Here is a 21688-nt window from a genome sequence, read left to right as displayed (position 1 = left end):
GACTCGCGTCAGCGAAATGTTCGCTGGCGCATCCGTCGTTTTTCGCGTATCAGAAGAGATGCCGCAGCCCTCTTGGAAGGAGACTTCATGTCCGACATGCTCAGCATCTCGACGCCCGATGGCGACTTCGACGCCTACGTGGCCTTTCCCACGCAAACGCCCGCACCCGCCGTCGTCGTTCTTCAGGAGATATTCGGCATCAACGGTGACATGCGCGAAACCACCGACGAATACGCGCGACAGGGCTACGTGGCGCTATGCCCGGACCTCTTCTGGCGGCTCGAGCCCAACGTGAATCTCACGGATCGCACCGAAGCCGAATGGCAGCAGGCGATGAAGTACTACACCGCATTCGACCTCAACACGGGCGTCGAGGACATCGCGGCGACCATCGGCTTCGCGCGCGGGCTATCGCAGGTGCAGGGCAAGATCGGCTCCATCGGCTTCTGTCTCGGCGGGCTGCTGTCCTTCCTGAGCGCGGCGCGCACGGATGTCGATGCCGCAGTGTCGTATTACGGCGGCGGCACGGACCAGCATTTGAGCGAAGTGCCGAACATCAAGATTCCGTTGCTCATTCATCTGGCGGAAGAAGACGAATTCATCAATGCCGATGCGCGCAATCGCGTGCTCGCGGCGGTGCAGGGACGCGAGAACGTCGAGGCGTACACGTATCCCGGCTGCCATCATGCGTTCGCACGCAATCAGGGCGCGCATTACGATGCCGCCGCGGCGAAACTCGCCAATGGCCGAACCGCCGATTTCTTCAAAAAGCACCTGAAATAAGGCGTGAAACAAAAACGCCGCCCGGAAAGGGCGGCGTTTTTCATGCGATTGATGGCGCTATTTCTTTGCCGTGTGCGGCCTGCGAAACACCATCCAGCGCGGCGCCTTGAAGCGCACGATGCTCACATACAGCCACACGTAAGTCACCGCGAACACCACGACGAAGCAAAACAGGTGCACCGTATGCCGCCAGAACAGCGTCGCGGGAATCACGGCGATCAGGCACAGCAGCCACAGATAAGGCGACGTCAGCGAATTGCGCCGCGTGATCTCGCGTGCGTTCTGCGCACCGACCGCCCATCGCATCAGCCGCTTGTAGACCAGCATGTGCAGATGCACGCCATCGGGAATGCCGGGGGACATGCCGCGAATGAACTTCTTGCGGTAGATCGAGAAGCAGGTCTCGAAGATCGGATACATGAAGAGCAGCACCGGATACCACGCGGAGACATCGCGGTTGCGCATGACGAGCATGATCGACAGTTCGCCCAGCATGAAGCCGACGAAGTACGCGCCGCCATCGCCGAGAAAGATCAGGCCCGCCGGAAAATTCCAGATGAAGAAGCCCATGACCGCGCCCATCATGATGAGCGATCCCGACAAAACGATCGGATCATGCACCTGGAACGCGACGTAAGCGAGCGAAGCGAACATCATGAACGTGACCATCGATGCAAGGCCGTTGAAGCCGTCGATGATGTTCACCGCATTCGCGAGCGCCGCAACGGCGAGCACTGTCACCGCGCAAGAAATGACGGCGTAGGAGAGCAGGAAATCGAGTGGCGGCACGCTGATGCGCGTCACTGCGATGTTCAGCAGCGCATACGCGAGACCCGCTGCGGCCATCGTGCAGAGAAGGCGAACGAGGGGCGTCACGCGTTTGGTGAGGTCTTCGAGAAGCCCCGATAGAAACGCGGGCATGCCGCACGCAATGATGCCGAGTATGCCGGCCGACACGAACGGATAGCTCCATCGCAACTGCACGGCCGATGCGGTCAGCCCGCACAGGATGCCGACACCGCCGATGCGCGGCACCGGCCGCGCGTGAAACTTCTGCACGCCGGCGAGATCGGTGTCGCCGAGCACGCCTTCCTGCAAGTGCGCGAAGCGCACGATCAACAAGGTCACGAAGAGCGAGACCAGAAAAGCAAGCGCGAAACTAAGCATGAAAAATGGACCGGTTGATGACAGCGCGCTGCATCGATCGAAACATCGCGCGATGCAGCGCGCGGCGCGACTTTAAGCGAACCCTTGCGGATTCTGCGACTGCCAGCGCCAGTGATCGGCGCACATGCGTTCGATGCCGTGTTCCGCGCGCCAGCCGATCAGCGACAACGCGGCGCCGGGGTCGGCGTAGCAGGCGGCGACATCGCCCGGACGGCGCGGCACGAGTTCATACGGCACGGGCTTGCCGGACGCACGCTCGAACGCCTTCACGACATCCAGCACGCTGTAGCCTTGCCCCGTGCCCAGATTGACGACAAAGCTGCGATCCAGCCGCTTGAGCGCGTCGATCGCGGCGATGTGTCCGCGCGCGAGATCGACGACGTGGATGTAATCGCGCACGCCGGTGCCGTCATGGGTATCGTAATCGCTGCCGAACACGCGCAGCCGTTCGAGCTTGCCGACCGCCACTTGCGCGACGTAAGGCATCAGGTTGTTCGGCACGCCCGCCGGATCTTCGCCGATGAGCCCGCTTTCGTGCGCGCCGACCGGGTTGAAATAGCGCAGCGTTGCGATGCGCCAGGACGGATCGGAGACTTCGAGATCGCGCAGAATCTGCTCGGCGATGAGCTTCGACTGGCCATAGGGATTCGTCGCGGACAACGGGAAGGATTCGTCGATCGGCACCGATTGCGGCACGCCGTACACCGTCGCCGACGAACTGAACACGAAGTTGCGCACGTTGCGCTCGCCCATCACCTTCAGCACCGCAAGCAGGCTGCCGATGTTGTTGCTGTAATAGTCGATCGGCTTTGCAACCGATTCGCCCACGGCCTTCAGCGCGGCGAAGTGGATCGCGGCGGTGATCGGATGTGCGTCGAAGATGCGGTTGAGCGCGGCTTCATCGCGGGCGTCTTCCTGATAGAAGGCCACGCGCTTGCCCGTGATGCGCTCCACGCGCTTCAACGATTCCGCACGGCTGTTCACGAGGTTGTCGATGACCACGACGCCGTAGCCCGCATCGAGCAGTTCCACGCACGTATGCGAGCCGATGAAGCCCGCGCCGCCCGTCACGAGGATGGTGCCTTTGATGCCGTTGGCGCTTGGGTTCGTGCCATTCATGGTGATGCTCTCCAGGAAGCGCGGTTCAGAGTGAAATGCCGGTAATGGCGTGTATTGTGCTCTTGTATCGTTCGACGACATTTTTCTCGTCGAATTCGCGGGCGACTTTCTCGCGGCCACGCTGCGCCATCGCCTCGCGTTCTTCGAATGGCAGCGTCAGCATGTGTTCCATCTGATCGGCGAGGCTGTCCGCGCTCTTCACTTCGCACAGGAAGCCGTTGACGCCGTGTTCGACCACTTCGCGGCAGCCGGGAACATCGGTGGCGACGATCGGCCGGCCCATCGCGGACGCTTCCATCAGCGTGCGCGGCACGCCTTCGCGATACGACGGCAACACCACGCAATCCGCTGCCGCCACGAGCGGGCGCACGTCGTTCGCTTCGCCCAGATACTCGACGATATTCTCACGCTCCCACGCCTCTACGTCCGTGCGGCTGATCGCGCTGGGATTGTCGACGCCCACGGGTCCCAGCAACTGAAAACGCGCGTGCGGATAGCGGCGGCGCAAACGCCGGGCCGCCTCGACATATTCGGCCACGCCCTTGTCCCACAGTAGCCGCCCGATCAGGATGAACACGAAGTCTTCGCGGCGCGGCAGGGGCGTGAGCGCGAAGTCATCGAGATCGACGCCTTCGCCATGCAACCGACGCGCGCGATCCGGATGCGCGAGCAGGTTTTCATCGACGAAAGCCTGATGATCGTCGCGATTCAGGAACCAGATTTCGCGCGGAAAGCGGAACGCGAAACGATAAAGCCGCTTCGCGATCTGCGCGGTACGGCTCTTCTGAATGAACACGTAACCGAGACCGGTCGTCACCGCGATGGACGGCACGCGCGCGAGCGTCGCGGCAAGCGAGCCGTAGATGTTCGGCTTGATCGTGTAGTGAAAGACGAGATGCGGACGGCTCGCGCGATACTCGCGGTAGAGCGCCCTCATGGTTTTCAGGTCTTCACGCGGATTCGTGCCTTTGGATGCCACCGGCAATTCGACGCAACGGCAGCCCATTTCGATCAGCGGTTCGAACGTGCGATCGCGCGGCGCGATGATGGTCACGTGTGCGCCGCGTTCGGTCAGCATGCGCAACACGCCGCGCCGATACGTATAAATGGCCCACGCCGTGTTGCACACGAGGGCGATGCGTAGGCTGGACTCTTGTTCGTTCATCCGGAAGTTTTGGTTTTAGCGCGATGCAGCTTTGAACAGCCTTGCCTTGAGCGCACGCAGCGCGCGATACGGCAGCAGCAGATGGGCCATGCTCTTCGCAACGCCGATCCAGTCGAATGGATTCGCCGCACGGAAGTAACGCAGTTGCAGCCGCAGGGTTGACAGTGCTTGCGTTCGCCGCTTCGTCGCGCTGATGCCGCTTTCGTTCAGCTCGTAGTAGAGCCCGAATTCGGGCAGGTTCGCGCCGTCATGGCGCGCCAACAGCCGCAACAGCAAATCCAGGTCTTCGGCGGCACGATACGTCGCCCGATAATTGCCGACTTCGCGCACCGCATCGACACGCAGCATCAGCGACGGATGCGCGAAGCAGGAACGCGCGAGCATCATGCGGCGGATCGCGGCGGGATCGGTGGGCGGCTTGAGATCGAAGAGCGGGGCGCCGTTCATGCCGACGACGTGCGTCCACATGCCGACGACGGCAACGCGTGGATGCGCTTCGAGATACGCGCGTTGTGCTGCAAGACGGCCTGGCGTTGCGAGATCCCCGGCATCGATGCGGGCCGCGTACCGGAAGCCGCGTTCAGCGAGCGCGTCGATGCCGGCTTGCAATGCGCGCTCGATGCCGCCGTTCTTCGCCATGCGCACGATGTGGATGTCGAGGCCGTCGATGACAGGCGCGACGATGGGCGGCGCGCTGCCGTCATCGACGATCACGACGCGCACACGCGACGCCTCGCTGAATGATGCGAGCGTGCGTTCGACATCGGCCTGGCCGTTGAATGCGGGAATCAGGACGGCTACGTCGGAGAGATCGGTCATGCGCGCAGCCGGAAACGAATGTAGTAGAAGTTGACCGATGCCGCCGCGACATAACCCGCCGCCAGTCCGGCCAACGCGCCATAGCCGTCGAAGCGCGGAATGGCGAACGCATTGACCGCGGACGCAACGGCAAGCGCAAGCAGCCACTTGGAGAGCAGCACGTACTTCGCCTGATACTTGAGCAGCACGAGATTGCCGATTGCTTCGATGCCCGCGGGCACCGAGAGCCAGACGGCCCAGCGGAAGATATCGGCGGCGCCCGCATAGTTCGGCCCGAACACGCGCGCGATGATGAAGCCCGCGAGCGCATCGAGCACGGCTGCGCCCGCGATCATCAGCACGGTGGTCATCGCGAAAAGGCGCAGCAGGTTGCGCTTGAGCCGCGCGGTGTCGGTCACGCGATACACGAACGCCGGCGCGATGGTTTGCGAGAGCATCAGCGCCAGCGCGATCCAGTTTTCGTTGAGCTGCTGCGCGGCGGAATAGAGCCCGAGTTCCGCGAACGATACGCGATGCGCGAGCATCAACCGGTCGAGCTTCAGGAACAGATACATGCAAATGAGGCCGATCCAGAAGACCGTGCCCGCGCTCGCGAAATGACGGAAGAGCGCGCGATCGAAGCGCCAGCCGAGCGTGCCGCCATGCCGGCGCATGTAATAGAACACGAGCGCGCCTGCAATCGCAGCCGCTTCGAGCGCCCATAGCCAGCCGAAACTCGCCGCGCCCGCCGCCACGCGCACGAGCGCATAGACGAGCGCAGCCTTGACGATGGCCGTCATCATGCTCGCGATCAATTGCGGCTTGCTGTAGGTCATGCTTTGCAGCCACGCGTTGATCACGCCGATGAACGGCTCGCGAAAGAGCAGCGTCACGGCCAGGCCCGCGAGCATCGCGCCGACCAGTGGATCGGCGCCGCCCATTGCAATCCATGTCCATGTGAGAAGCAGCGCGACGATCGACACGCCCATGCGCAACACGAATGCGCTGCCGAGCACCGCGCCGGTTTGCGCGGGCGGCTTATCGACGATGGTGGGGACGAGAATCTCCGCACCGCAGACCCATGTAATCGGTGCAATGACGAGCAGCAGCGTGTTCGCGTATTGCCACTTGCCGAATGCATCGGGGCCGAGATAGCGCGCGAGCAGTCCCGAGATGACGATGGCCATGGCGATCTGCGTGAGCCGCTCGAGCCCGAGCCAGACGATGTTGGCGAGCGCCCGGGCGACGTCCGGATTGCCCGAGCGCGTCAGCACTTTCATGCGGCGCAACCGTGGACGATGCCGGGCACGCGCCGTGCTACCGTAGCCCGCTTGCCGTGTTGCGCACCACGTAACAAAGCTGCGTCAACGATCAACTTATGTGCGGTTGCGCGCGAAGGCGACTCATTCGTCGGCCTGAAGGCGAAAGAGCGTTTGGGCATTGGATTAGAATGAATGCGCAGGCTTGAACCGCGACGCGCAACATCGAAAGCGCTGAAAGACAGCGATTATAAGTGCGAACCGAAGCCCGCCCTCGCGTGGCGCTTGCAACGTTTCGTCGGCAGGCCCGCGATGGTCCGACGCTCGACACATGAGCCTCGCAGTCGTTCGCGCGCATGTTGGCCTGGTCGGCGCGCTATTGTCGCCACGACTTGCCACGCCCTTATGGCTGCATCGCCGAGAATTCATCAATTAAATACAGAAGAGGTAGCCATCTTATGAGCCAGGTATCCCAATCCATTTTCAAGGCCTATGACATTCGCGGCATCGTCGGCAAGACGGTGGACAAGGATGTCGCGAAGAACATCGGCCGTGCCTTCGGCAGCGAGATTCGCAAGCAGGGCGGCGATTCCGTCGTCGTGGCCCGCGATGGCCGCCTGTCCGGTCCGGAACTCGTCGGCGCGCTCGCTGACGGCCTGCGCGAGGCGGGCGTCGATGTCATCGATATCGGCATGGTGCCGACGCCTGTCGGCTACTTCGCGGCGAGCGTGCCGCTGCCGCTGCCGTCGGGCGAGCGTCGCGTGGATTCGTGCATCGTCGTGACGGGCAGCCATAATCCGCCCGATTACAACGGCTTCAAGATGGTGCTGCGCGGCGCGGCCATCTATGGCGAGCAGATTCAGGGCCTGTATCAGCGCATCGTGAATGACGACTTCGAGTCGGGCGAAGGCAGCTATACGGAGTTCGATGTATCGCAGATCTATCTGGATCGCATCGTCTCGGACATCAAGCCGGTGCGCCCGATGAAGATCGTGGTCGATGCGGGCAACGGCGTCGCGGGCGGTCTCGCGCCGCGTCTTTTCAAGGCGCTCGGCTGCGAACTGGTCGAACTGTTCACGGACATCGACGGCAATTTCCCGAACCATCACCCGGACCCGGCGCATCCCGAGAATCTGCAGGACGTGATCAAGGCGCTGAAGGAAACGGACGCGGAGATCGGCTTCGCTTTCGATGGCGACGGCGACCGTCTCGGCGTCGTCACGAAGGACGGGCAAGTGATTTTCCCGGACCGTCAGTTGATGCTGTTCGCGCAGGAAGTGCTGTCGCGCAACAAGGGCGGCCAGATCATTTACGACGTGAAGTGCACGCGCAATCTCGCGAAGTGGGTGCGCGAGCAGGGTGGCGAACCGGTGATGTGGAAGACGGGCCACTCGCTCGTGAAGGCGAAGCTGCGTGAAACGGGCGCGCCGCTCGCGGGCGAAATGAGCGGTCACGTGTTCTTCAAGGATCGCTGGTACGGTTTCGACGATGGCCTCTACACCGGCGCGCGCATGCTCGAAATCCTGTCGCGCGTGGACGATCCGAGCAAGCTGCTGAACGATCTGCCGAACTCGCTCTCGACGCCTGAATTGCAGCTGAAGCTGCAGGAAGGCGAGAACTTCGAGCTCATCGGGCGTCTGCAGAAGTCGGCGAAGTTCGAAGGCGCGGATGACGTGCTGACGATCGATGGCTTGCGTGTCGAGTATCCGGATGGATTCGGTCTCGCGCGTTCGTCGAATACCACGCCGGTTGTGGTGATGCGTTTCGAGGCGGACAGCGAAGAGGCGCTCAAGCGTATTCAGGAAGACTTCCGCCGCGTGATTCTTGCGGAGAAGCCGGACGCGCAACTGCCGTTCTGAGTTCGTGATGTGTCGAAGCGGCGCGATCGAAGGGTCGCGCCGTTTTTTATTGGGCGGCGGACAAGCGTGCCGCGCTAAAATCCCCGCTTCCCGTTCTTCTTCCATCGCGCAAGCCGCGCCACCCGTTCACAGCGTGCAAAAGATCCTGATCGTCCGCGTGTCGTCGCTTGGCGACGTCGTCCACAACATGCCGGCCATCGCCGACATCCGTCGCCGCTATCCCGATGCGCAGATCGACTGGCTCGTCGAAGAGAGCTTCGCGAGCCTCGTCGAACTGGTGAATGGCGTGCGCCGCGCGATCCCGTTCTCGCTGCGTCGCTGGCGCAAGGGCTTCGCCTCGGCTGCGAACTGGCGCGAGATCGGCAAGTTCAGGCGCGACCTTGCCGCCGAAAAGTACGATCTCGTCATCGATTGCCAGGGGCTCATCAAGACCGCATGGGTCGCAAGCTGGGCGCGCGGGCCGCTCGTCGGACTCGGCAATCGCACGGACGGCGCGGGCTACGAATGGCCGGTGCGCTTCTTCTACGACCGCCGCGTGCCCATCGAGCCGCGCACGCACGTCGTCGAGCGCACGCGTCAGCTCGTGGCCGCCGCACTCGATTTGCCGCGCCCGCAGATGACCGACGATATCGACTTCGGCCTCGACACGCGCCGCGCGACGCTCGCCGTGTCCGCGCTCGGTCTGAATCTGCCGGTGCCCTACGTGGTGTTCGTCCACGCAACGTCCCGCGCGGACAAGCAGTGGCCCGAAGCCGCGTGGATCGAACTGGGGCAGGCGCTCGTGACGCGCGGGGCATCGATCGTGCTGCCGTGGGGCAGCGACGCCGAACGCGCGACCAGCGAGAAGCTCGCGAAGGAGTTCGGCGCGGCCGCGATCGTGCCGCCGAAGCTGTCGCTGCCGGCGGTCGTCGGGTTGATCGATGGCGCAGCCGCGACCGTGGGCGTCGATACCGGACTCGTACATATTGCCGCAGCGCTGAAGCGTCCCACGGTCGAGTTGTACAATTTCTCGACCGCATGGCGCACCGGCGGCTACTGGTCGCCCAACGTGATCAATCTCGGCGACGCGAGCCGGCATCCGACGCTCTCCGAAGTGAAGGCCGCGCTCGCGGGTTTCGGCCTGCTGTGATGAAGTAACGATCCAGCGCCGTGCGCGAGCCCAATCAAGTTGGAAGGCACATGACGGAATCTCAAATCATCGAAGTCGCATCATGCGACTGGCAGGGCAAGAACCTGTCCGTACCGCGCGAGGCGCTCCTGGCCGGCTTGGAAGACGGCAAGGTCCTCTATTTCCCTAACCTGCGTTTTGCAATCGAAGGCGGCGAGCAGGCGCTGCTCGACCCGAAGATCGCGGACCCGAAGCGCAAGAACATCAGCCTCGCGCCCAACGGCGGCGCGCTCAACGGGGTCATCGGCGACAACGTGATGCAATCGGCGGTGCGCTCGCTCATCGCCCGGTATCAGACGAACGCGCGCACGCTCGTCGACGGGCTCTTTCCCGAATACGACGGCAAGCTGCGCGTCGCGCCGACGAGCCTGCGGCTGCATCAAGTCGAAAAGCGCGAGACGTCGTGGCGCAAGGACGATAGCCGCCTGCACGTCGATGCCTTCCCGTCGCGCCCGAACTACGGCGAGCGCATCCTGCGCGTGTTCACCAACATCAATCCGAAGGGCACGCCGCGCGTGTGGCGCGTGGGCGAGCCGTTCGAGGACATGGCGAAGCGCTTTCTGCCGGGCATCAAGCCGCAAGCGCCGGGGTCTGCGTGGCTCATGAACCTGCTGCACATCACGAAGACGAAGCGCAGCGAGTATGACCATCTGATGCTGCATCTGCATGACGCGATGAAGGCGGACCTCGATTATCAGAAGTCTTCGCCGCAGCAGACGATGCCCTTTCCGCCCGGCTCGGTGTGGGTGTGCTTCTCGGATCAGACGTCGCACGCGGTGATGTCCGGCCAGTTCATGATGGAGCAGACGTTCTTCCTGCCCGTCAGGGCGATGGCGCGGCCCGATCATGCGCCGCTCGGCATTCTCGAACGCCTGAAGGGCAGGGCGCTCGTTTGAGCGGCGCTGCATCCGCGCCGGCGGCGCCGTTCTCGGAGGTCGTATTGAGAGCGATCTATCGCGCGATGTGGTGGATCGTGGCGCCGCTTGCCGTGTTGCGTCTGCTGATTCGCTCGCGCAGGGAGCGGGGGTATCGCGAGCATATCGGCGAACGATTCGGACGCGGCCCCGCACGCCGCGCCGACGACCTCGCGCCGCTAATCTGGGTGCATGCGGTATCGGTCGGTGAGACGCGCGCCGCGCAGCCGCTGATCGAAGCGCTGATGAAGGCGCATCCCGAAGCGCGCCTGCTCATCACGCACATGACGCCGAGCGGTCGCGCGACGGGCATCGACCTGTTCGGCGATCGCGTGCTGCGCAGCTATCTTCCCTACGATTCACCGCATCTCGTGAGGCGTTTTCTGCGCGCGTGGCGGCCGTCGCTCGGCATCGTGATGGAGACGGAAGTGTGGCCGACGCTGATCGACGAATGCAAGCGCGCCGACGTGCCGCTCGTGCTGACGAACGCGCGCATGTCGGAGCGGTCGTATCGGCGCGCGGCGCGGTTCGGGCGGGCGGTGCGCGAGGTCTTCGGCGGGTTTTCGCGCGTGCTTGCGCAGACGCCGGCCGATGCGGACCGGTTGACTGCGCTGGGTGCCCGCAATGTCGCGGTGCTGGGCAATCTGAAGTTCGATATGAGTGCGCCGCCCGAGCTGATCGCGCGTGGACAGGCGTGGCGCGCGGCGATCGGCGACCGTCCCGTGTGGGTCGCGGCGAGCACGCGTGAAGGTGAGGAGACGTTGGTGCTGCGGGCGTTTGCCGCGCTGAACGTGCCGGATGCGCTGCTGATTCTCGTGCCGCGTCATCCGCAGCGATTCGACGAAGTGTCGGCGTTGATCGCGGCGGCGGGCATGACGAGCGCGCGGCGATCGGTGTGGGCGCCGAAGCCTGTTGCGGCGGGATCGGGGGCGGATGTGCCGGCGCGCTTGCCATCGAATGTACAGGTGTTGCTCGGGGATTCGATGGGCGAGCTGGGTGCGTATTACGCGGCGGCGGATCTGGCGTTTATCGGCGGGAGTTTGTTGCCGCTTGGCGGGCAGAATCTGATCGAGGCTTGTGCGGCGGGTGTGCCGGTGCTGATCGGACCGCATACGTTCAACTTCACTCAGGCGACGAATGATGCGATTGCGGCAGGGGCTGCGGTGAGGGTGCACGATCCGCAAGGGCTTGCTGGGGCTTTGCGCGGGTTGTTTTCGGATAAGGCGCGGAGGGTCGCGATGAGTGAGGCCGCGGCGGGGTTCGCGGCGAAGCATCGGGGGGCGACGGAGAGGACGGTCGGGGTCTTAACGGGGATGATGGAGAGGGAATCGTTGACTATCGCTGCTCAATGAACCTGAGCACACGGCGCTATCCGCATTGCTTGCCGTGATTTCGGTCCCAAGGCTTTATTCAGATTCTAGGCTGCCGAATGACCGCCGATACTGCAAACTTTAACCGCTGGCGGGAAGAGGCGCTCAAACTGGCTCACCAGGTTCTCGACAGCGATCCGCGATGAGTGAACGGGGCAATGAAGCAGAGAAACCGCGGCTGAATGCATTCGGTGATGCGCCTCGGCAGTAGGCGCTATCTTCGGAGTCATCTTCGCTCGCGGAAATTTTGCCGGGTTAGACCGCCAACAACCCCTTCCTCTCAATGAACTCGATCACTGCATCCAGTCCTTCGAGCGCTTTGAGATTACACATCACAAACTCCCTTTCTCCCCGCATCTTCCTGGCATCGCTAGCCATGACCTCGAGATTAGCCCCCACATGAGGCGCAAGGTCCGTCTTGTTGATCACCAGCAAATCCGACTTCGTAATCCCCGGCCCGCCCTTACGCGGAATCTTCTCCCCACCAGCCACATCGATCACATAGATCGTCAGGTCGGAAAGCTCGGGGCTGAACGTAGCCGCCAGATTATCGCCACCGGATTCGATAAAAACGATATCCACGTCCGGAAACCGCGACACCATCCTATCGACCGCTTCAAGATTGATGGACGCATCCTCGCGAATCGCCGTATGCGGACAACCGCCCGTTTCCACGCCCATGATCCGCTCAGCCGGCAACGCGCCCGCCACGGTCAAAAGCCGCTGATCCTCTTTCGTATAAATATCGTTGGTGATCGCGACGAGATCGTATCGATCGCGCATCGCCTTGCAGAGCATTTCGAGCAGCGTCGTCTTGCCGGAGCCGACAGGCCCGCCCACGCCCACGCGCAACGGCGGCAGTTTCTTCGTTCTACGGGTGGCGGCGGAATAAGCAGGAGCGTTCATGCGATATCGTTTCGATGACTAAAGCAGGTTAAGAACGAAAGAGCCGCGAATACTGCGACTCATGCCGCGCCGACAAAATGCCGAGCTGCGGCGCGAAGGTGTTGACCTGATCGGGCGATGTCACGAGCGCACGGCACACCGCATCATCGATCGGCGCGCGCAGCGCCACGATGGTCCGCTGCCCCGCAAGCTGCCCGAGCGGCACGGCCTTCAGCGCCGCAGCGGCCTGATTCTCGACCCAACTGAACGCATAGGCAGCAAGCGCTGCATCGGTCGATGCATCGTTTGCATACGCGGCGAACGCATAGGCCGTCGGTTGCGCGATGGGCTTTACCGCAGCAAGCGTCGCGCGACGCGCTTCGTCGCCCCATTCGAGCGACGCGCACAGTTGCGCAAGCGACCATCCCATCTGCTCGGTCTCACGCCGCAATTCAGCGGACTCGCGGCTCGCGATGTATTCATCGTTGGCGCGGCGAAGGGCGGCATCGTCATGCGTTCGCCAGCGTTCCATCTGATGCGCGATGATCGGCAACTCGCCGCGCGCAAGCACATGCGACAAGCCGTTCGCGATCCACTCGCGCGCGGTATCGGCATCGTGAACGAAGCCACATTCGATGGCCGCTTCCAGCCCTTGCGAATAACTGAACGCGCCGATCGGCAACGCAGGCGACGCCAGATGCAGCAGCGCGGTCAGCTCACTCGTGCCCATGACCGTGATGGTGGTGATGATGGTCATGGTCATGCCCGCATTGCGAATGGTCGTGCTCGCGATACAGCTTCTGCGCGAGCGCGTAGTCCTCGCTGAACGTCTCGTCGTGACCATGCTTGTGACCGCCGCCATATGCCCCGGTCTCCGGCTGAAACGGCTGCGATTCGCGCGTGACGGTCGTCCCCAGACGCTTCAACATGTCTTCGAGAACGGAGTCGGCTTCGAGCTTCAAATGATCCGCATCGATCTCGACGGGCGTATGCCGATTGCCGAGATGGTATGCCGCGCGCATCAGCGTGAGCGGGTTCACCGCACGCACGACGAGCACGTCTTCGGCAGCAGCGACCACGCGCACGAAACCGCCGTCGTCGGCGACGAGCATGTCGCCATCGGCGAGCACGGTGCCGCGCGGCATGACCAGCGCGACTTCCTCGCCGTTATCGAGCGTGACTGCGAGGCGGCTCTTGCAGCGCGCATCGAACGCCAGTGTGATCGTAGGCGCGCGCTTGACGAGAACCGGAGCGAGCTTCGCGGTGAGACGTTTGTCGATAGTGCGCATAGGGCTTCAGAACAGAAAGTAGCGTTGCGCCATCGGCAGCACGGTGGCGGGATCGCAGGTGAGCAATTGACCATCGGCGATCACCTGGTAGGTCTGCGGATCGACGCTGATGGACGGCTGCCATGCATTGTGAATCATGTCGGCCTTCCTCACATTGCGGCAGTTCTTCACCGCGACAACTTGCTTTCTCAAGCCATAACGCTCGGCTATGCGCGATTCCAGCGCCATTTGCGACACGAAGGTGAGCGATGTCTTGCCGAGCGCACCGCCACGCGTTGCGAACATCTCCCGATAATGAACGGGCTGCGGCGTCGGTATCGATGCGTTCGGATCGCCCATTTGCGCCACCGCGATCATTCCGCCCTTGACGATCATCGCGGGCTTCACGCCGAAGAACGCCGGCTCCCAGAACACGAGATCGGCCCATTTGCCGGGTTCGATCGATCCCACTTCATGCGCGATGCCATGCGTGATCGCAGGATTGATCGTGTACTTCGCGATATAACGTTTCGCACGGAAGTTGTCGTTGCGCGCGTTGTCTTCGGCGAGCGCGCCGCGTTGCACCTTCATCTTGTGCGCGGTCTGCCATGTGCGGATGATGACTTCGCCGACACGGCCCATCGCCTGCGAATCGGACGAGAGCATGGAAAGCGCGCCGAGATCGTGCAGGATGTCTTCGGCCGCGATGGTCTCGCGGCGAATGCGCGATTCGGCGAATGCAATGTCTTCCGCTATCGACGGGTCCAGGTGATGGCACACCATCAGCATGTCTAAATGTTCGTCGAGCGTGTTGACGGTGTAAGGCCGCGTCGGATTCGTGGACGAGGGCAGCACGTTCGACTCGCCCGCCACTTTGATGATGTCGGGCGCATGACCGCCGCCCGCGCCTTCCGTGTGATACGTGTGAATCGTGCGGCCCTTGAACGCGGCGATGGTGGCTTCGACGAAGCCCGCTTCGTTGAGCGTGTCCGTGTGAATGGCGACTTGCGTATCGGTATCGTCGGCAACCGAGAGACAGTTGTCGATGGCTGCGGGCGTCGTGCCCCAGTCCTCGTGCAGCTTGAGGCCGATCGCGCCCGCCTTGATCTGCTCGACGAGCGGCTCCGGCAAGCTCGCATTACCCTTGCCGAGAAAGCCGAGATTGACCGGCCAGCCATCGGCGGCCTGCAGCATGCGCTCCATGTGCCAGGGGCCGGGCGTGCATGTCGTCGCGTTGGTGCCGGTCGCGGGGCCGGTGCCGCCGCCGAGCATCGTCGTGACACCGCTTGCGAGCGCCTCGTCGATCTGCTGCGGGCTGATGAAGTGAATATGCGTATCGATACCGCCGGCCGTCACGATCATCCCTTCACCCGCGATGACTTCGGTGGCGGCGCCGATTGCAATGGTGACGTCCGGCTGAATGTCGGGGTTGCCCGCCTTCCCGATAGCGAAAATGCGCCCGCCCTTGATGCCGATATCGGCCTTCACGATGCCCCAGTGATCGAGGATCAGCGCGTTGGTCACGACGGTATCGACCACATCGGCGGCGGTGCGTTGCGATTGGCCCATGCCGTCGCGGATCACTTTGCCGCCGCCGAACTTCACTTCCTCGCCGTATGTCGTGAAGTCGCGTTCGACCTCGATGATGAGTTCGGTGTCGGCGAGGCGCACGCGGTCGCCGGTGGTCGGGCCGAACATCTCTGCATAAGCGCGGCGGCCGATGCGTAACGTCATGTTGTTATGTCCTGATCAGAGTGGGCCCATGATGAGGCCGTTGAAGCCATACACGTGCCGCTCGCCTGCGAGCGCGACGAGTTCGACCGTGCGTTCCTGTCCCGGCTCGAAGCGGACAGCTGTCCCCGCTGCGATATTGAGGCGGAAGCCGCGCGTTCTCTCGCGATCGAACAGGAGCGCCGTGTTGACCTCATAGAAGTGATAGTGCGAGCCGACTTGCACGGGCCGGTCGCCGCTGTTCGCCACGACGACCGAAACCGTCGCACGTCCCGCGTTGAGCTCATGCTCGCCGTCATCGATCAGATATTCGCCGGGGATCATCGCGTTTCTCAAGGAATGGGATGGTGGACGGTGACGAGCTTCGTACCATCGGGGAAGGTGGCTTCGATCTGGATGTCGGGAATCATCTCGGGTACGCCTTCCATGACGTCGTCGCGTGTGAGCAGCGTGGTGCCGTAGTGCATGACTTCGGCGACCGTCCTGCCATCGCGCGCGGCTTCCATCAATGCAGCCGAAATGAAAGCGACGGCTTCCGGATGATTCAGCTTGAGACCGCGTGCTCGACGGCGTTCCGCGAGCAGCGCCGCGGTGAAGATGAGAAGCTTGTCCTTTTCGCGAGGCGTCAGTTTCATGGTCTCGTTTTATGTTGCTTTAGAACCGACGCTTTAAGCGAGACGCGTGCCATCGACGCTTAAGCCTACTCGCAGAGGCTTTAGCGCATGACGTGCACATCAATGGGGCAACGCCGTGCGCAACGTTGGTGCGCAATCAGGTGTTCCAGAGCCTCAACGGTCGCGCATCGACGCCATGCACGAGCGGGCGAAGCTGCATCCAGCAATCGGTGAGCGCGCGTTGCAGCGGCTCCATCGAGTGACTTACCGCACGCACGATGAGCACGCCCGGCGCAACGCATGATGCGCCTGCGCGCAGGGCGTCATCGAACGGCAACTGCGCCGTAAGGGCTTCGGCGAGGGCGTCGTCGCATGTGGGGCTTATCGCCCATAGCGTTCCGTATGCGGGATGGCTTGCGAGGCCTTGTCCTGCATCGCGCAATGCATCGCTTGCTTCGATGAGGCTGCGTTCGAACCATAGCGTGCGTCCATCGCGATATTCAATGCGCGAGACCGCCTTGATATGCCCTTGCGTCCATCTTTCGCCGGCAGCGGCGCGGCCGAGCAGCATTGCATCCCAGCCGATGGCCGTCGCGCCTTCGTCGAGCGTGAGACTGAAATCCAGTTCGATGCTGGACGATTCGAACACGATGTTGTTTTGCGGAAGCCAGTCGAGTTTTGCATGTGCCGCGAGACCGATATGGATGCGCTGCGTCGCGAGCTTGCCGTTGGCCTTGTACCACTTCGTTGCGCCGGGCGTCGTGATGACGGCATGTGTGCTTTCACCGAGCTTCACGTCGATGTTCAGGCGATCGCCGCCCGCCACGCCGCCCGGCGGATGCACGATGACTGCGTGACAGATATCGCCTTCCGGATAGAGCGGCCGTTGCATGCGCAGCGGGCCTTCGTGCTTGCGATGTGTGCAAACGGTGCGGTCGTGCTGACGAGCGAAGCCGAGTTCGAGCGTGCCGCGCCACGTGTCGGGATCGGCGAGGGCTGCGTGAGGTTCGTGATGCATGGAGACGGTGCTATCGGGAACGATGCGTCATCATACGGCGATTAGCTCACGTACTCCATGTGCATCCATATCCGATCCTGCACCGCCCGCGATGATCTCGCCGCGGCTCATCACCCAGTAGTGGTCGGCAAGTTCGCGTGCGAAGTCGTAGTACTGCTCGACCAAGAGTACAGTCATGTTCATTTCTTCGACGAGCTGGCGCAGCGTGCGGCCGATGTCGCGAATGATGGAAGGCTGGATGCCTTCCGTCGGTTCGTCGAGGATGAGCAATTGCGGTTCGCTCATCAATGCGCGTCCGATGGCGAGTTGCTGCTGTTGGCCGCCGGACAGGTCGCCGCCGCGACGGTGCTTCATGTCGCGGAGCACGGGGAACAGGTCGTAGATGCGATTGGGGATTTTCGAGGGCGCCTTGCGGGTTGCTGCGCCGACGAGCAGGTTTTCTTCTACTGTCAGGCGGGGGAAGATGTCGCGGCCCTGCGGGACGTAGGCTAGTCCGTTCGCTACGCGCGTATGGGTTTGCATTTGCGATATCTTCGCGTCGCGCCAGGTGATTGAGCCGCTTCTTGTGGGGACTACGCCTAAGAGGCAACGCAGCAGCGTTGTTTTGCCTACGCCGTTGCGGCCTAACAGGACGGTTAGCTTTCCTTCCGGAGCGGTGAAGTTCACATTTCGCAGGATGTGGCTGCCGCCGTAGTATTGGTTCAGGTTTTCTATTTCTAGCATTTGGGCTCTGTCTGTCTCTAAGTTTGCGGTTCTGTTCGAAATTAATTACCCAAAGAAACAAGCAACCCTCACCGTCCAAGATAAGACTCAATAACAGCATCGTCCCGCTTGACGAAATCAAGCGTGCCTTCTGCAAGAACGCAACCTTCAGCCATAACAGTGACCTTCCCGCTATCCCCACTGAGTGCAGCAACAAACTCCATATCATGCTCGACGACCATGATCGAACAGGACCCGCGCAGTGTATTGAGCAGATCGGCGAGTTCCATAGTCTCATGATCGGTCATCCCAGCAGCGGGCTCATCGAGCAAAAGAAGCGCCGGTTGCTGCATGAGCAACATGCCAATCTCGAGGCGCTGCTTCTGCCCATGCGATAACTCACCCGCAAGCCGCATCGCATGATGCTGCAAGCGAATGAGTTCAAGCGTCTCTTCAATCCGCGCCTGCGCCGCGCGATCGAGCCGCGCCCGCAACGATGCAAACCACCGCTTGTCCGTCTTCATCGCAAGTTCGAGGTTCTCCCACACAGGATGATTCTCGAAAACAGTCGGCTTCTGAAATTTGCGACCGATGCCGGTACGTGCAATTACCGGCTCCGACATGCGCGTGAGGTCGAACGTCTGCCCGAGAAAAACCTTGCCCTCATCAGGACGCGTCTTGCCCGTGATGACGTCCATCATCGTTGTCTTGCCCGCACCGTTCGGGCCGATCACGCAGCGCAACTCGCCCACGTCGATCGACAACGTGAGCTTGTTCAGCGCGCGAAAGCCATCGAAGCTCACGGTCACGTCCTCGAGATAAAGAATCGTTCCGTGCGATACGTCGATCTCGCCAGGCGCAAGCACATGGCCAAGCCCGGCCACGCCATTGACGTTCGCATGTTCGTGAACGGGCGGAATCGGCGGCAGATCGACGATCAATGCGTGGTGAGCAGTCATTCGGCAGCGTCTCCCGCAGTCTTCTTGCGACGCGCAAGATCGATAAGTCCCATGATCCCGTTGGGCAAGAGCAAGGGCACGAGCGTAAAGATGAGGCCGAGAAAAAACAGCCAGTACTCCGCGAAATATGCCGTGAAAAAACTCTTCGCTCCATTCACCGCGAATGCGCCGATGATCGGCCCGATCAACGTGCCGCGCCCGCCCACCGCGACCCAGATCGCCATCTCGATCGAGTTCGCAGGCGACATCTCGCTCGGGTTGATGATGCCGACCTGCGGCACATACAGCGCGCCCGCGATGCCGCACAGCACCGCCGACACCGTCCATATGAAGAGTTTGTACGCAAGCGGGCTATAGCCGAGAAACATCAGGCGAGCTTCGCCATCGCGCACGCCAGTGACGACACGGCCCAGCTTCGAGGTCACGATCCAGCGCGCGGCAAGGAACGCAAGCACGAGCACCGCGAAGGTAATCAGGAAGAGGGCAGTGCGCGTGCCGGGATGCGTGACCGGAAAGCCCGCAATGCGCTTGAAATCGGTGAAACCGTTGTTTCCGCCAAAGCCCGTTTCATTGCGATAGAAAAGCAGCATCGCGGCGAACGTCATCGCCTGCGTGATGATCGACAGATACACGCCCTTCACACGCGAACGAAACGTAAAGAAGCCGAACACCCACGCAAGCACGCCCGGCACGAGCACCACGAGTAACAGCGCATACCAGAGATGCTCGGTGCCTTGCCAGTACCACGGCAACGCGTGCCAGTCGAGAAACACCATGAAGTCCGGCAAATCGCTTTGATACGTGCCTTCGCGTCCGATCGATCGCATCAGGTACATGCCCATCGCGTAGCCGCCGAGCGCGAAGAACAGCGCATGACCGAGACTCAGGATGCCGCAGTAGCCCCATACGAGATCGAGGGCGAGCGCGCCGATCGCATAGCACATGAGCTTGCCGGCGAGCGTCATCGCATAGGCCGACAGATGGAAGGCGCTCGTCTCCGGGAGCACGAGCGCGGAGAGTGGCACGCAGATGCCCATCGCAATGATGAGGGCGATCAGCGCGATCCATCCATTGCGCGGCAATAGAGACGCGCGCGGCGGCAGACCCAGTGCGAAGCCTGCGCGTGCGGCGCTGTGATCGGGCTGCGGCGCGACGTCGAGACTTGCGCCGATATTGGTCGATGCGGTCATCGATCAGGCCTCCGCGCTGCGGCCCTTGAGGGCGAACATGCCCTGCGGACGCTTCTGAATGAAAAGGACGATGAGCACGAGCACCGCGATCTTGGCGAGCACCGCGCCCCAGAACGGCTCAATGGCCTTGCTGACGAGTCCGAGCCCGAAACCGCCGATCACCGTGCCCGCCAGTTGACCGACTCCGCCGAGCACGACCGCCATGAACGAATCGATGATGTAGCTCTGTCCGAGATCGGGGCCCACGTTGCCGATCTGCGAAAGCGCGCATCCGCCGAGCCCAGCAATGCCCGCGCCGAACGCGAACGCATAGGAATCGACACGCGCGGTCTTCACGCCGACACATGCAGCCATGCGCCGGTTCTGCGTCACGGCGCGCACAAAGAGGCCGAGCCGCGTGCGCGTGAGCACGGCCCACGCGATGAACACGACGGCAATCGAGAACGCGAGGATCGTCAGGCGGTTATACGGCAGGATCAGGTTCTGCATCACCGCGATGCCGCCGCTCATCCACGCAGGGTTGGTCACTTGCACGTTCTGCGCGCCGAAGATCGTGCGCGTCGCCTGAATCAGAATGAGGCTGATGCCGAAGGTCGTCAGCAGCGTTTCGAGCGGACGTCCATAGAGATGCTTCAAGACGAGCCTTTCCAGCACGATGCCGATCGACGCCGCCGCAATGAACGACACAGGCACCGCAAAGAGCGGATACCAGTTGAACGCAGCGGGCGCGTAATGCTGCACGAGGTTTTGCACGACATAGGTCGCATAGGCGCCGATCATCAGGAACTCGCCGTGCGCCATGTTGATGACGCCGATCAGGCCATAGGTGATCGCGAGACCGAGCGCGGCAAGCAGCAGCACGCTCCCGAGCGAAAGGCCCGCGAAGATGGTCCCGGCGATTTCACTGCGGCGCTGAATCGTGTCGAGTTCCTGGATGCCCGCTTGCGCTGCGGCGCGCACGCGTTCGTCGGATTCGTTATAGCTGCCGTCGCTTTTCCTGGCGACGATAGGGCGCAGCAATTCATACATGTCGAGGTCATGGCGAGCAGCGACGAGTTGCGCGGCTTCCAGACGCTTGCTTGCGTCGGGATCGTGCAGCGCGGTCATGGCCCATAGCGTATCGAGGCGCTTCTTTAGTTCGGAGTCCGTCTCAGAGGCGCGGGCGCGATCGATCAGCGGCTTCATCGATGCATCCGGGTTTTTTAGCAATGCGGCGACGGCTTCCCGACGCTTTGCCACATCGGGCGATGCCAGTTGCAGGCCCGACAGCGCGCCCGCGACCTTGGTTCGCAGCGAGTTGTTCAGCGTGATGGCTTGCGCATCGGGAGCATCGACGATCTTGCCAGTGATCGGGTCCTTGTTGCCGTCATCGGTTTGCAGTGCGACGCGGCCGTCTTCGGTCGCGACGAGCGAGCCGTCCGCAAGCGCGTTCAGCACGGTGACGGACGGCGCATCGGCGCTGGCGATCAGCTTGTCGATGGCGGCGGACTTCGCTTCGAAATCGTCGCTGGCGAGCGGGGCGAGATCATCGGCGGTGAGTGCATGGGCTGCAAACGGCATGCACGCAATGAAGAACGCGAGCAACACGCGCATGAAGGGGGAGGCGAGCGAGCCGGTCATGTTGGCCTTTCTGGTGAGACTGAACGGCCGCGCGCCCGATGACGACGTGACGTCATGCACGAACGCGCGGCCCTGCATCGAGACATCGATGCAGACGAC

At 62.5% G+C, this 21688-nt stretch carries 21 protein-coding genes; 5 read left to right on the top strand and 16 right to left on the bottom strand.

Annotation, left to right across the window (positions count from 1 at the left end):
* Positions 1-87 precede the first annotated feature (87 nt).
* The gene (locus P9255_RS15640; RefSeq protein WP_309764263.1) at positions 88-783 is read left to right on the top strand and encodes a dienelactone hydrolase family protein; all 696 of its coding nucleotides are present in this window, start codon (positions 88-90) and stop codon (positions 781-783) included.
* A gap of 57 nt (positions 784-840) precedes the next feature.
* On the opposite strand, the gene P9255_RS15635 is transcribed toward P9255_RS15640, so the two are convergent.
* From P9255_RS15635 to P9255_RS15615, 5 genes are all read right to left on the bottom strand, one after another.
* Positions 841-1950, bottom strand: a complete 1110-nt coding sequence (locus tag P9255_RS15635) for a glycosyltransferase (protein WP_309764264.1) — start codon at positions 1948-1950, stop codon at positions 841-843.
* A gap of 72 nt (positions 1951-2022) precedes the next feature.
* The gene (galE, locus tag P9255_RS15630) at positions 2023-3069 is read right to left on the bottom strand and encodes a UDP-glucose 4-epimerase GalE (RefSeq protein ID WP_309764265.1); all 1047 of its coding nucleotides are present in this window, start codon (positions 3067-3069) and stop codon (positions 2023-2025) included.
* 25 nt (positions 3070-3094) lie between these two features.
* Positions 3095-4234 (bottom strand): glycosyltransferase family 4 protein, encoded by a 1140-nt coding sequence (locus P9255_RS15625; protein ID WP_309764266.1) that lies wholly within the window; start codon positions 4232-4234, stop codon positions 3095-3097.
* A 15-nt stretch (positions 4235-4249) separates the two neighbouring features.
* The gene (locus tag P9255_RS15620) at positions 4250-5053 is read right to left on the bottom strand and encodes a glycosyltransferase (RefSeq protein WP_309764267.1); all 804 of its coding nucleotides are present in this window, start codon (positions 5051-5053) and stop codon (positions 4250-4252) included.
* Entirely contained in the window at positions 5050-6312 is a 1263-nt protein-coding gene (locus P9255_RS15615) for an oligosaccharide flippase family protein (protein ID WP_309764268.1), read from the bottom strand. Before P9255_RS15615 ends, P9255_RS15620 begins: the two co-directional genes overlap by 4 nt.
* A gap of 437 nt (positions 6313-6749) precedes the next feature.
* Here P9255_RS15615 and P9255_RS15610 point away from each other — a divergent pair, with 437 nt between their 5' ends.
* From P9255_RS15610 to waaA, 4 genes are all read left to right on the top strand, one after another.
* On the top strand, positions 6750-8150 hold the full coding sequence (locus tag P9255_RS15610) for a phosphomannomutase/phosphoglucomutase (protein ID WP_309764269.1): 1401 nt from the start codon (positions 6750-6752) through the stop codon (positions 8148-8150).
* Between the two features lie 133 nt (positions 8151-8283).
* Positions 8284-9279: a lipopolysaccharide heptosyltransferase I gene (gene waaC, locus P9255_RS15605; RefSeq protein ID WP_309764270.1), complete on the top strand. Its 996-nt coding sequence runs from the start codon at positions 8284-8286 to the stop codon at positions 9277-9279.
* 50 nt (positions 9280-9329) lie between these two features.
* Positions 9330-10214, top strand: a complete 885-nt coding sequence (locus P9255_RS15600; protein ID WP_309764271.1) for a Kdo hydroxylase family protein — start codon at positions 9330-9332, stop codon at positions 10212-10214.
* Positions 10211-11584: a lipid IV(A) 3-deoxy-D-manno-octulosonic acid transferase gene (gene waaA, locus P9255_RS15595; RefSeq protein ID WP_309789997.1), complete on the top strand. Its 1374-nt coding sequence runs from the start codon at positions 10211-10213 to the stop codon at positions 11582-11584. The genes P9255_RS15600 and waaA overlap by 4 nt, the downstream gene beginning before the upstream one ends.
* Before the next feature lie 273 nt (positions 11585-11857).
* Here waaA and ureG read toward each other — a convergent pair whose 3' ends face one another.
* From ureG to urtB, 11 genes are all read right to left on the bottom strand, one after another.
* Complete coding sequence (gene ureG, locus P9255_RS15590; RefSeq protein WP_309789996.1) at positions 11858-12508, bottom strand: urease accessory protein UreG; 651 nt, start codon at positions 12506-12508, stop codon at positions 11858-11860.
* Positions 12509-12536: 28 nt separating this feature from the next.
* Positions 12537-13217 carry an urease accessory protein UreF gene (locus P9255_RS15585; RefSeq protein ID WP_309765416.1) on the bottom strand — a complete coding sequence of 227 codons (681 nt, stop codon included), beginning with the start codon at positions 13215-13217 and terminating at the stop codon, positions 12537-12539.
* Complete coding sequence (gene ureE / locus P9255_RS15580) at positions 13204-13776, bottom strand: urease accessory protein UreE (RefSeq protein WP_309789995.1); 573 nt, start codon at positions 13774-13776, stop codon at positions 13204-13206. The genes P9255_RS15585 and ureE overlap by 14 nt, the downstream gene beginning before the upstream one ends.
* 6 nt (positions 13777-13782) lie before the next feature.
* A complete protein-coding gene (gene ureC / locus P9255_RS15575; RefSeq protein ID WP_309764275.1) occupies positions 13783-15489 on the bottom strand; it encodes an urease subunit alpha in 1707 nt (568 codons plus the stop codon).
* Positions 15490-15504: 15 nt separating this feature from the next.
* Positions 15505-15810 carry an urease subunit beta gene (locus tag P9255_RS15570; protein WP_309764276.1) on the bottom strand — a complete coding sequence of 102 codons (306 nt, stop codon included), beginning with the start codon at positions 15808-15810 and terminating at the stop codon, positions 15505-15507.
* Positions 15811-15818: 8 nt separating this feature from the next.
* The gene (locus P9255_RS15565) at positions 15819-16121 is read right to left on the bottom strand and encodes an urease subunit gamma (RefSeq protein ID WP_014192076.1); all 303 of its coding nucleotides are present in this window, start codon (positions 16119-16121) and stop codon (positions 15819-15821) included.
* A 136-nt stretch (positions 16122-16257) separates the two neighbouring features.
* Entirely contained in the window at positions 16258-17118 is an 861-nt protein-coding gene (locus tag P9255_RS15560; RefSeq protein ID WP_309764277.1) for an urease accessory protein UreD, read from the bottom strand.
* 30 nt (positions 17119-17148) lie between these two features.
* The gene (gene urtE / locus P9255_RS15555) at positions 17149-17841 is read right to left on the bottom strand and encodes an urea ABC transporter ATP-binding subunit UrtE (protein ID WP_309764278.1); all 693 of its coding nucleotides are present in this window, start codon (positions 17839-17841) and stop codon (positions 17149-17151) included.
* A 68-nt stretch (positions 17842-17909) separates the two neighbouring features.
* Positions 17910-18779 (bottom strand): urea ABC transporter ATP-binding protein UrtD, encoded by an 870-nt coding sequence (urtD, locus tag P9255_RS15550; protein ID WP_309764279.1) that lies wholly within the window; start codon positions 18777-18779, stop codon positions 17910-17912.
* The gene (gene urtC / locus P9255_RS15545; RefSeq protein WP_309764280.1) at positions 18776-19969 is read right to left on the bottom strand and encodes an urea ABC transporter permease subunit UrtC; all 1194 of its coding nucleotides are present in this window, start codon (positions 19967-19969) and stop codon (positions 18776-18778) included. Before urtC ends, urtD begins: the two co-directional genes overlap by 4 nt.
* A 3-nt stretch (positions 19970-19972) precedes the next feature.
* Positions 19973-21562: an urea ABC transporter permease subunit UrtB gene (urtB, locus tag P9255_RS15540; protein WP_309790760.1), complete on the bottom strand. Its 1590-nt coding sequence runs from the start codon at positions 21560-21562 to the stop codon at positions 19973-19975.
* Positions 21563-21688 lie beyond the last annotated feature (126 nt).

Source organism: Caballeronia sp. LZ019, assembly GCF_031450825.1.
Classification (GTDB): Bacteria; Pseudomonadota; Gammaproteobacteria; order Burkholderiales; family Burkholderiaceae; genus Caballeronia.
Note: the sequence above shows the minus strand (reverse complement) of the source record. Positions and strands in the feature narration are given on the sequence as shown.

Bases quoted from the DNA above. Each gene is read 5' to 3' on its own strand.
- urtB (WP_309790760.1), bottom strand. From the start codon at position 21,562: ATGCGCGTGTTGCTCGCGTTCTTCATTGCGTGCATGCCGTTTGCAGCC.
- ureC (WP_309764275.1), bottom strand. From the start codon at position 15,489: ATGACGTTACGCATCGGCCGCCGCGCTTATGCAGAGATGTTCGGCCCG.
- ureG (WP_309789996.1), bottom strand. From the start codon at position 12,508: ATGAACGCTCCTGCTTATTCCGCCGCCACCCGTAGAACGAAGAAACTG.
- P9255_RS15640 (WP_309764263.1), top strand. From the start codon at position 88: ATGTCCGACATGCTCAGCATCTCGACGCCCGATGGCGACTTCGACGCC.
- P9255_RS15570 (WP_309764276.1), bottom strand. From the start codon at position 15,810: ATGATCCCCGGCGAATATCTGATCGATGACGGCGAGCATGAGCTCAAC.
- P9255_RS15610 (WP_309764269.1), top strand. From the start codon at position 6,750: ATGAGCCAGGTATCCCAATCCATTTTCAAGGCCTATGACATTCGCGGC.
- P9255_RS15635 (WP_309764264.1), bottom strand. From the start codon at position 1,950: ATGCTTAGTTTCGCGCTTGCTTTTCTGGTCTCGCTCTTCGTGACCTTG.
- P9255_RS15625 (WP_309764266.1), bottom strand. From the start codon at position 4,234: ATGAACGAACAAGAGTCCAGCCTACGCATCGCCCTCGTGTGCAACACG.
- P9255_RS15560 (WP_309764277.1), bottom strand. From the start codon at position 17,118: ATGCATCACGAACCTCACGCAGCCCTCGCCGATCCCGACACGTGGCGC.
- urtD (WP_309764279.1), bottom strand. From the start codon at position 18,779: ATGACTGCTCACCACGCATTGATCGTCGATCTGCCGCCGATTCCGCCC.
- P9255_RS15565 (WP_014192076.1), bottom strand. From the start codon at position 16,121: ATGAAACTGACGCCTCGCGAAAAGGACAAGCTTCTCATCTTCACCGCG.
- P9255_RS15585 (WP_309765416.1), bottom strand. From the start codon at position 13,217: ATGGGCACGAGTGAGCTGACCGCGCTGCTGCATCTGGCGTCGCCTGCG.
- P9255_RS15600 (WP_309764271.1), top strand. From the start codon at position 9,330: ATGACGGAATCTCAAATCATCGAAGTCGCATCATGCGACTGGCAGGGC.
- urtC (WP_309764280.1), bottom strand. From the start codon at position 19,969: ATGACCGCATCGACCAATATCGGCGCAAGTCTCGACGTCGCGCCGCAG.
- urtE (WP_309764278.1), bottom strand. From the start codon at position 17,841: ATGCTAGAAATAGAAAACCTGAACCAATACTACGGCGGCAGCCACATC.
- P9255_RS15620 (WP_309764267.1), bottom strand. From the start codon at position 5,053: ATGACCGATCTCTCCGACGTAGCCGTCCTGATTCCCGCATTCAACGGC.
- galE (WP_309764265.1), bottom strand. From the start codon at position 3,069: ATGAATGGCACGAACCCAAGCGCCAACGGCATCAAAGGCACCATCCTC.
- P9255_RS15615 (WP_309764268.1), bottom strand. From the start codon at position 6,312: ATGAAAGTGCTGACGCGCTCGGGCAATCCGGACGTCGCCCGGGCGCTC.
- ureE (WP_309789995.1), bottom strand. From the start codon at position 13,776: ATGCGCACTATCGACAAACGTCTCACCGCGAAGCTCGCTCCGGTTCTC.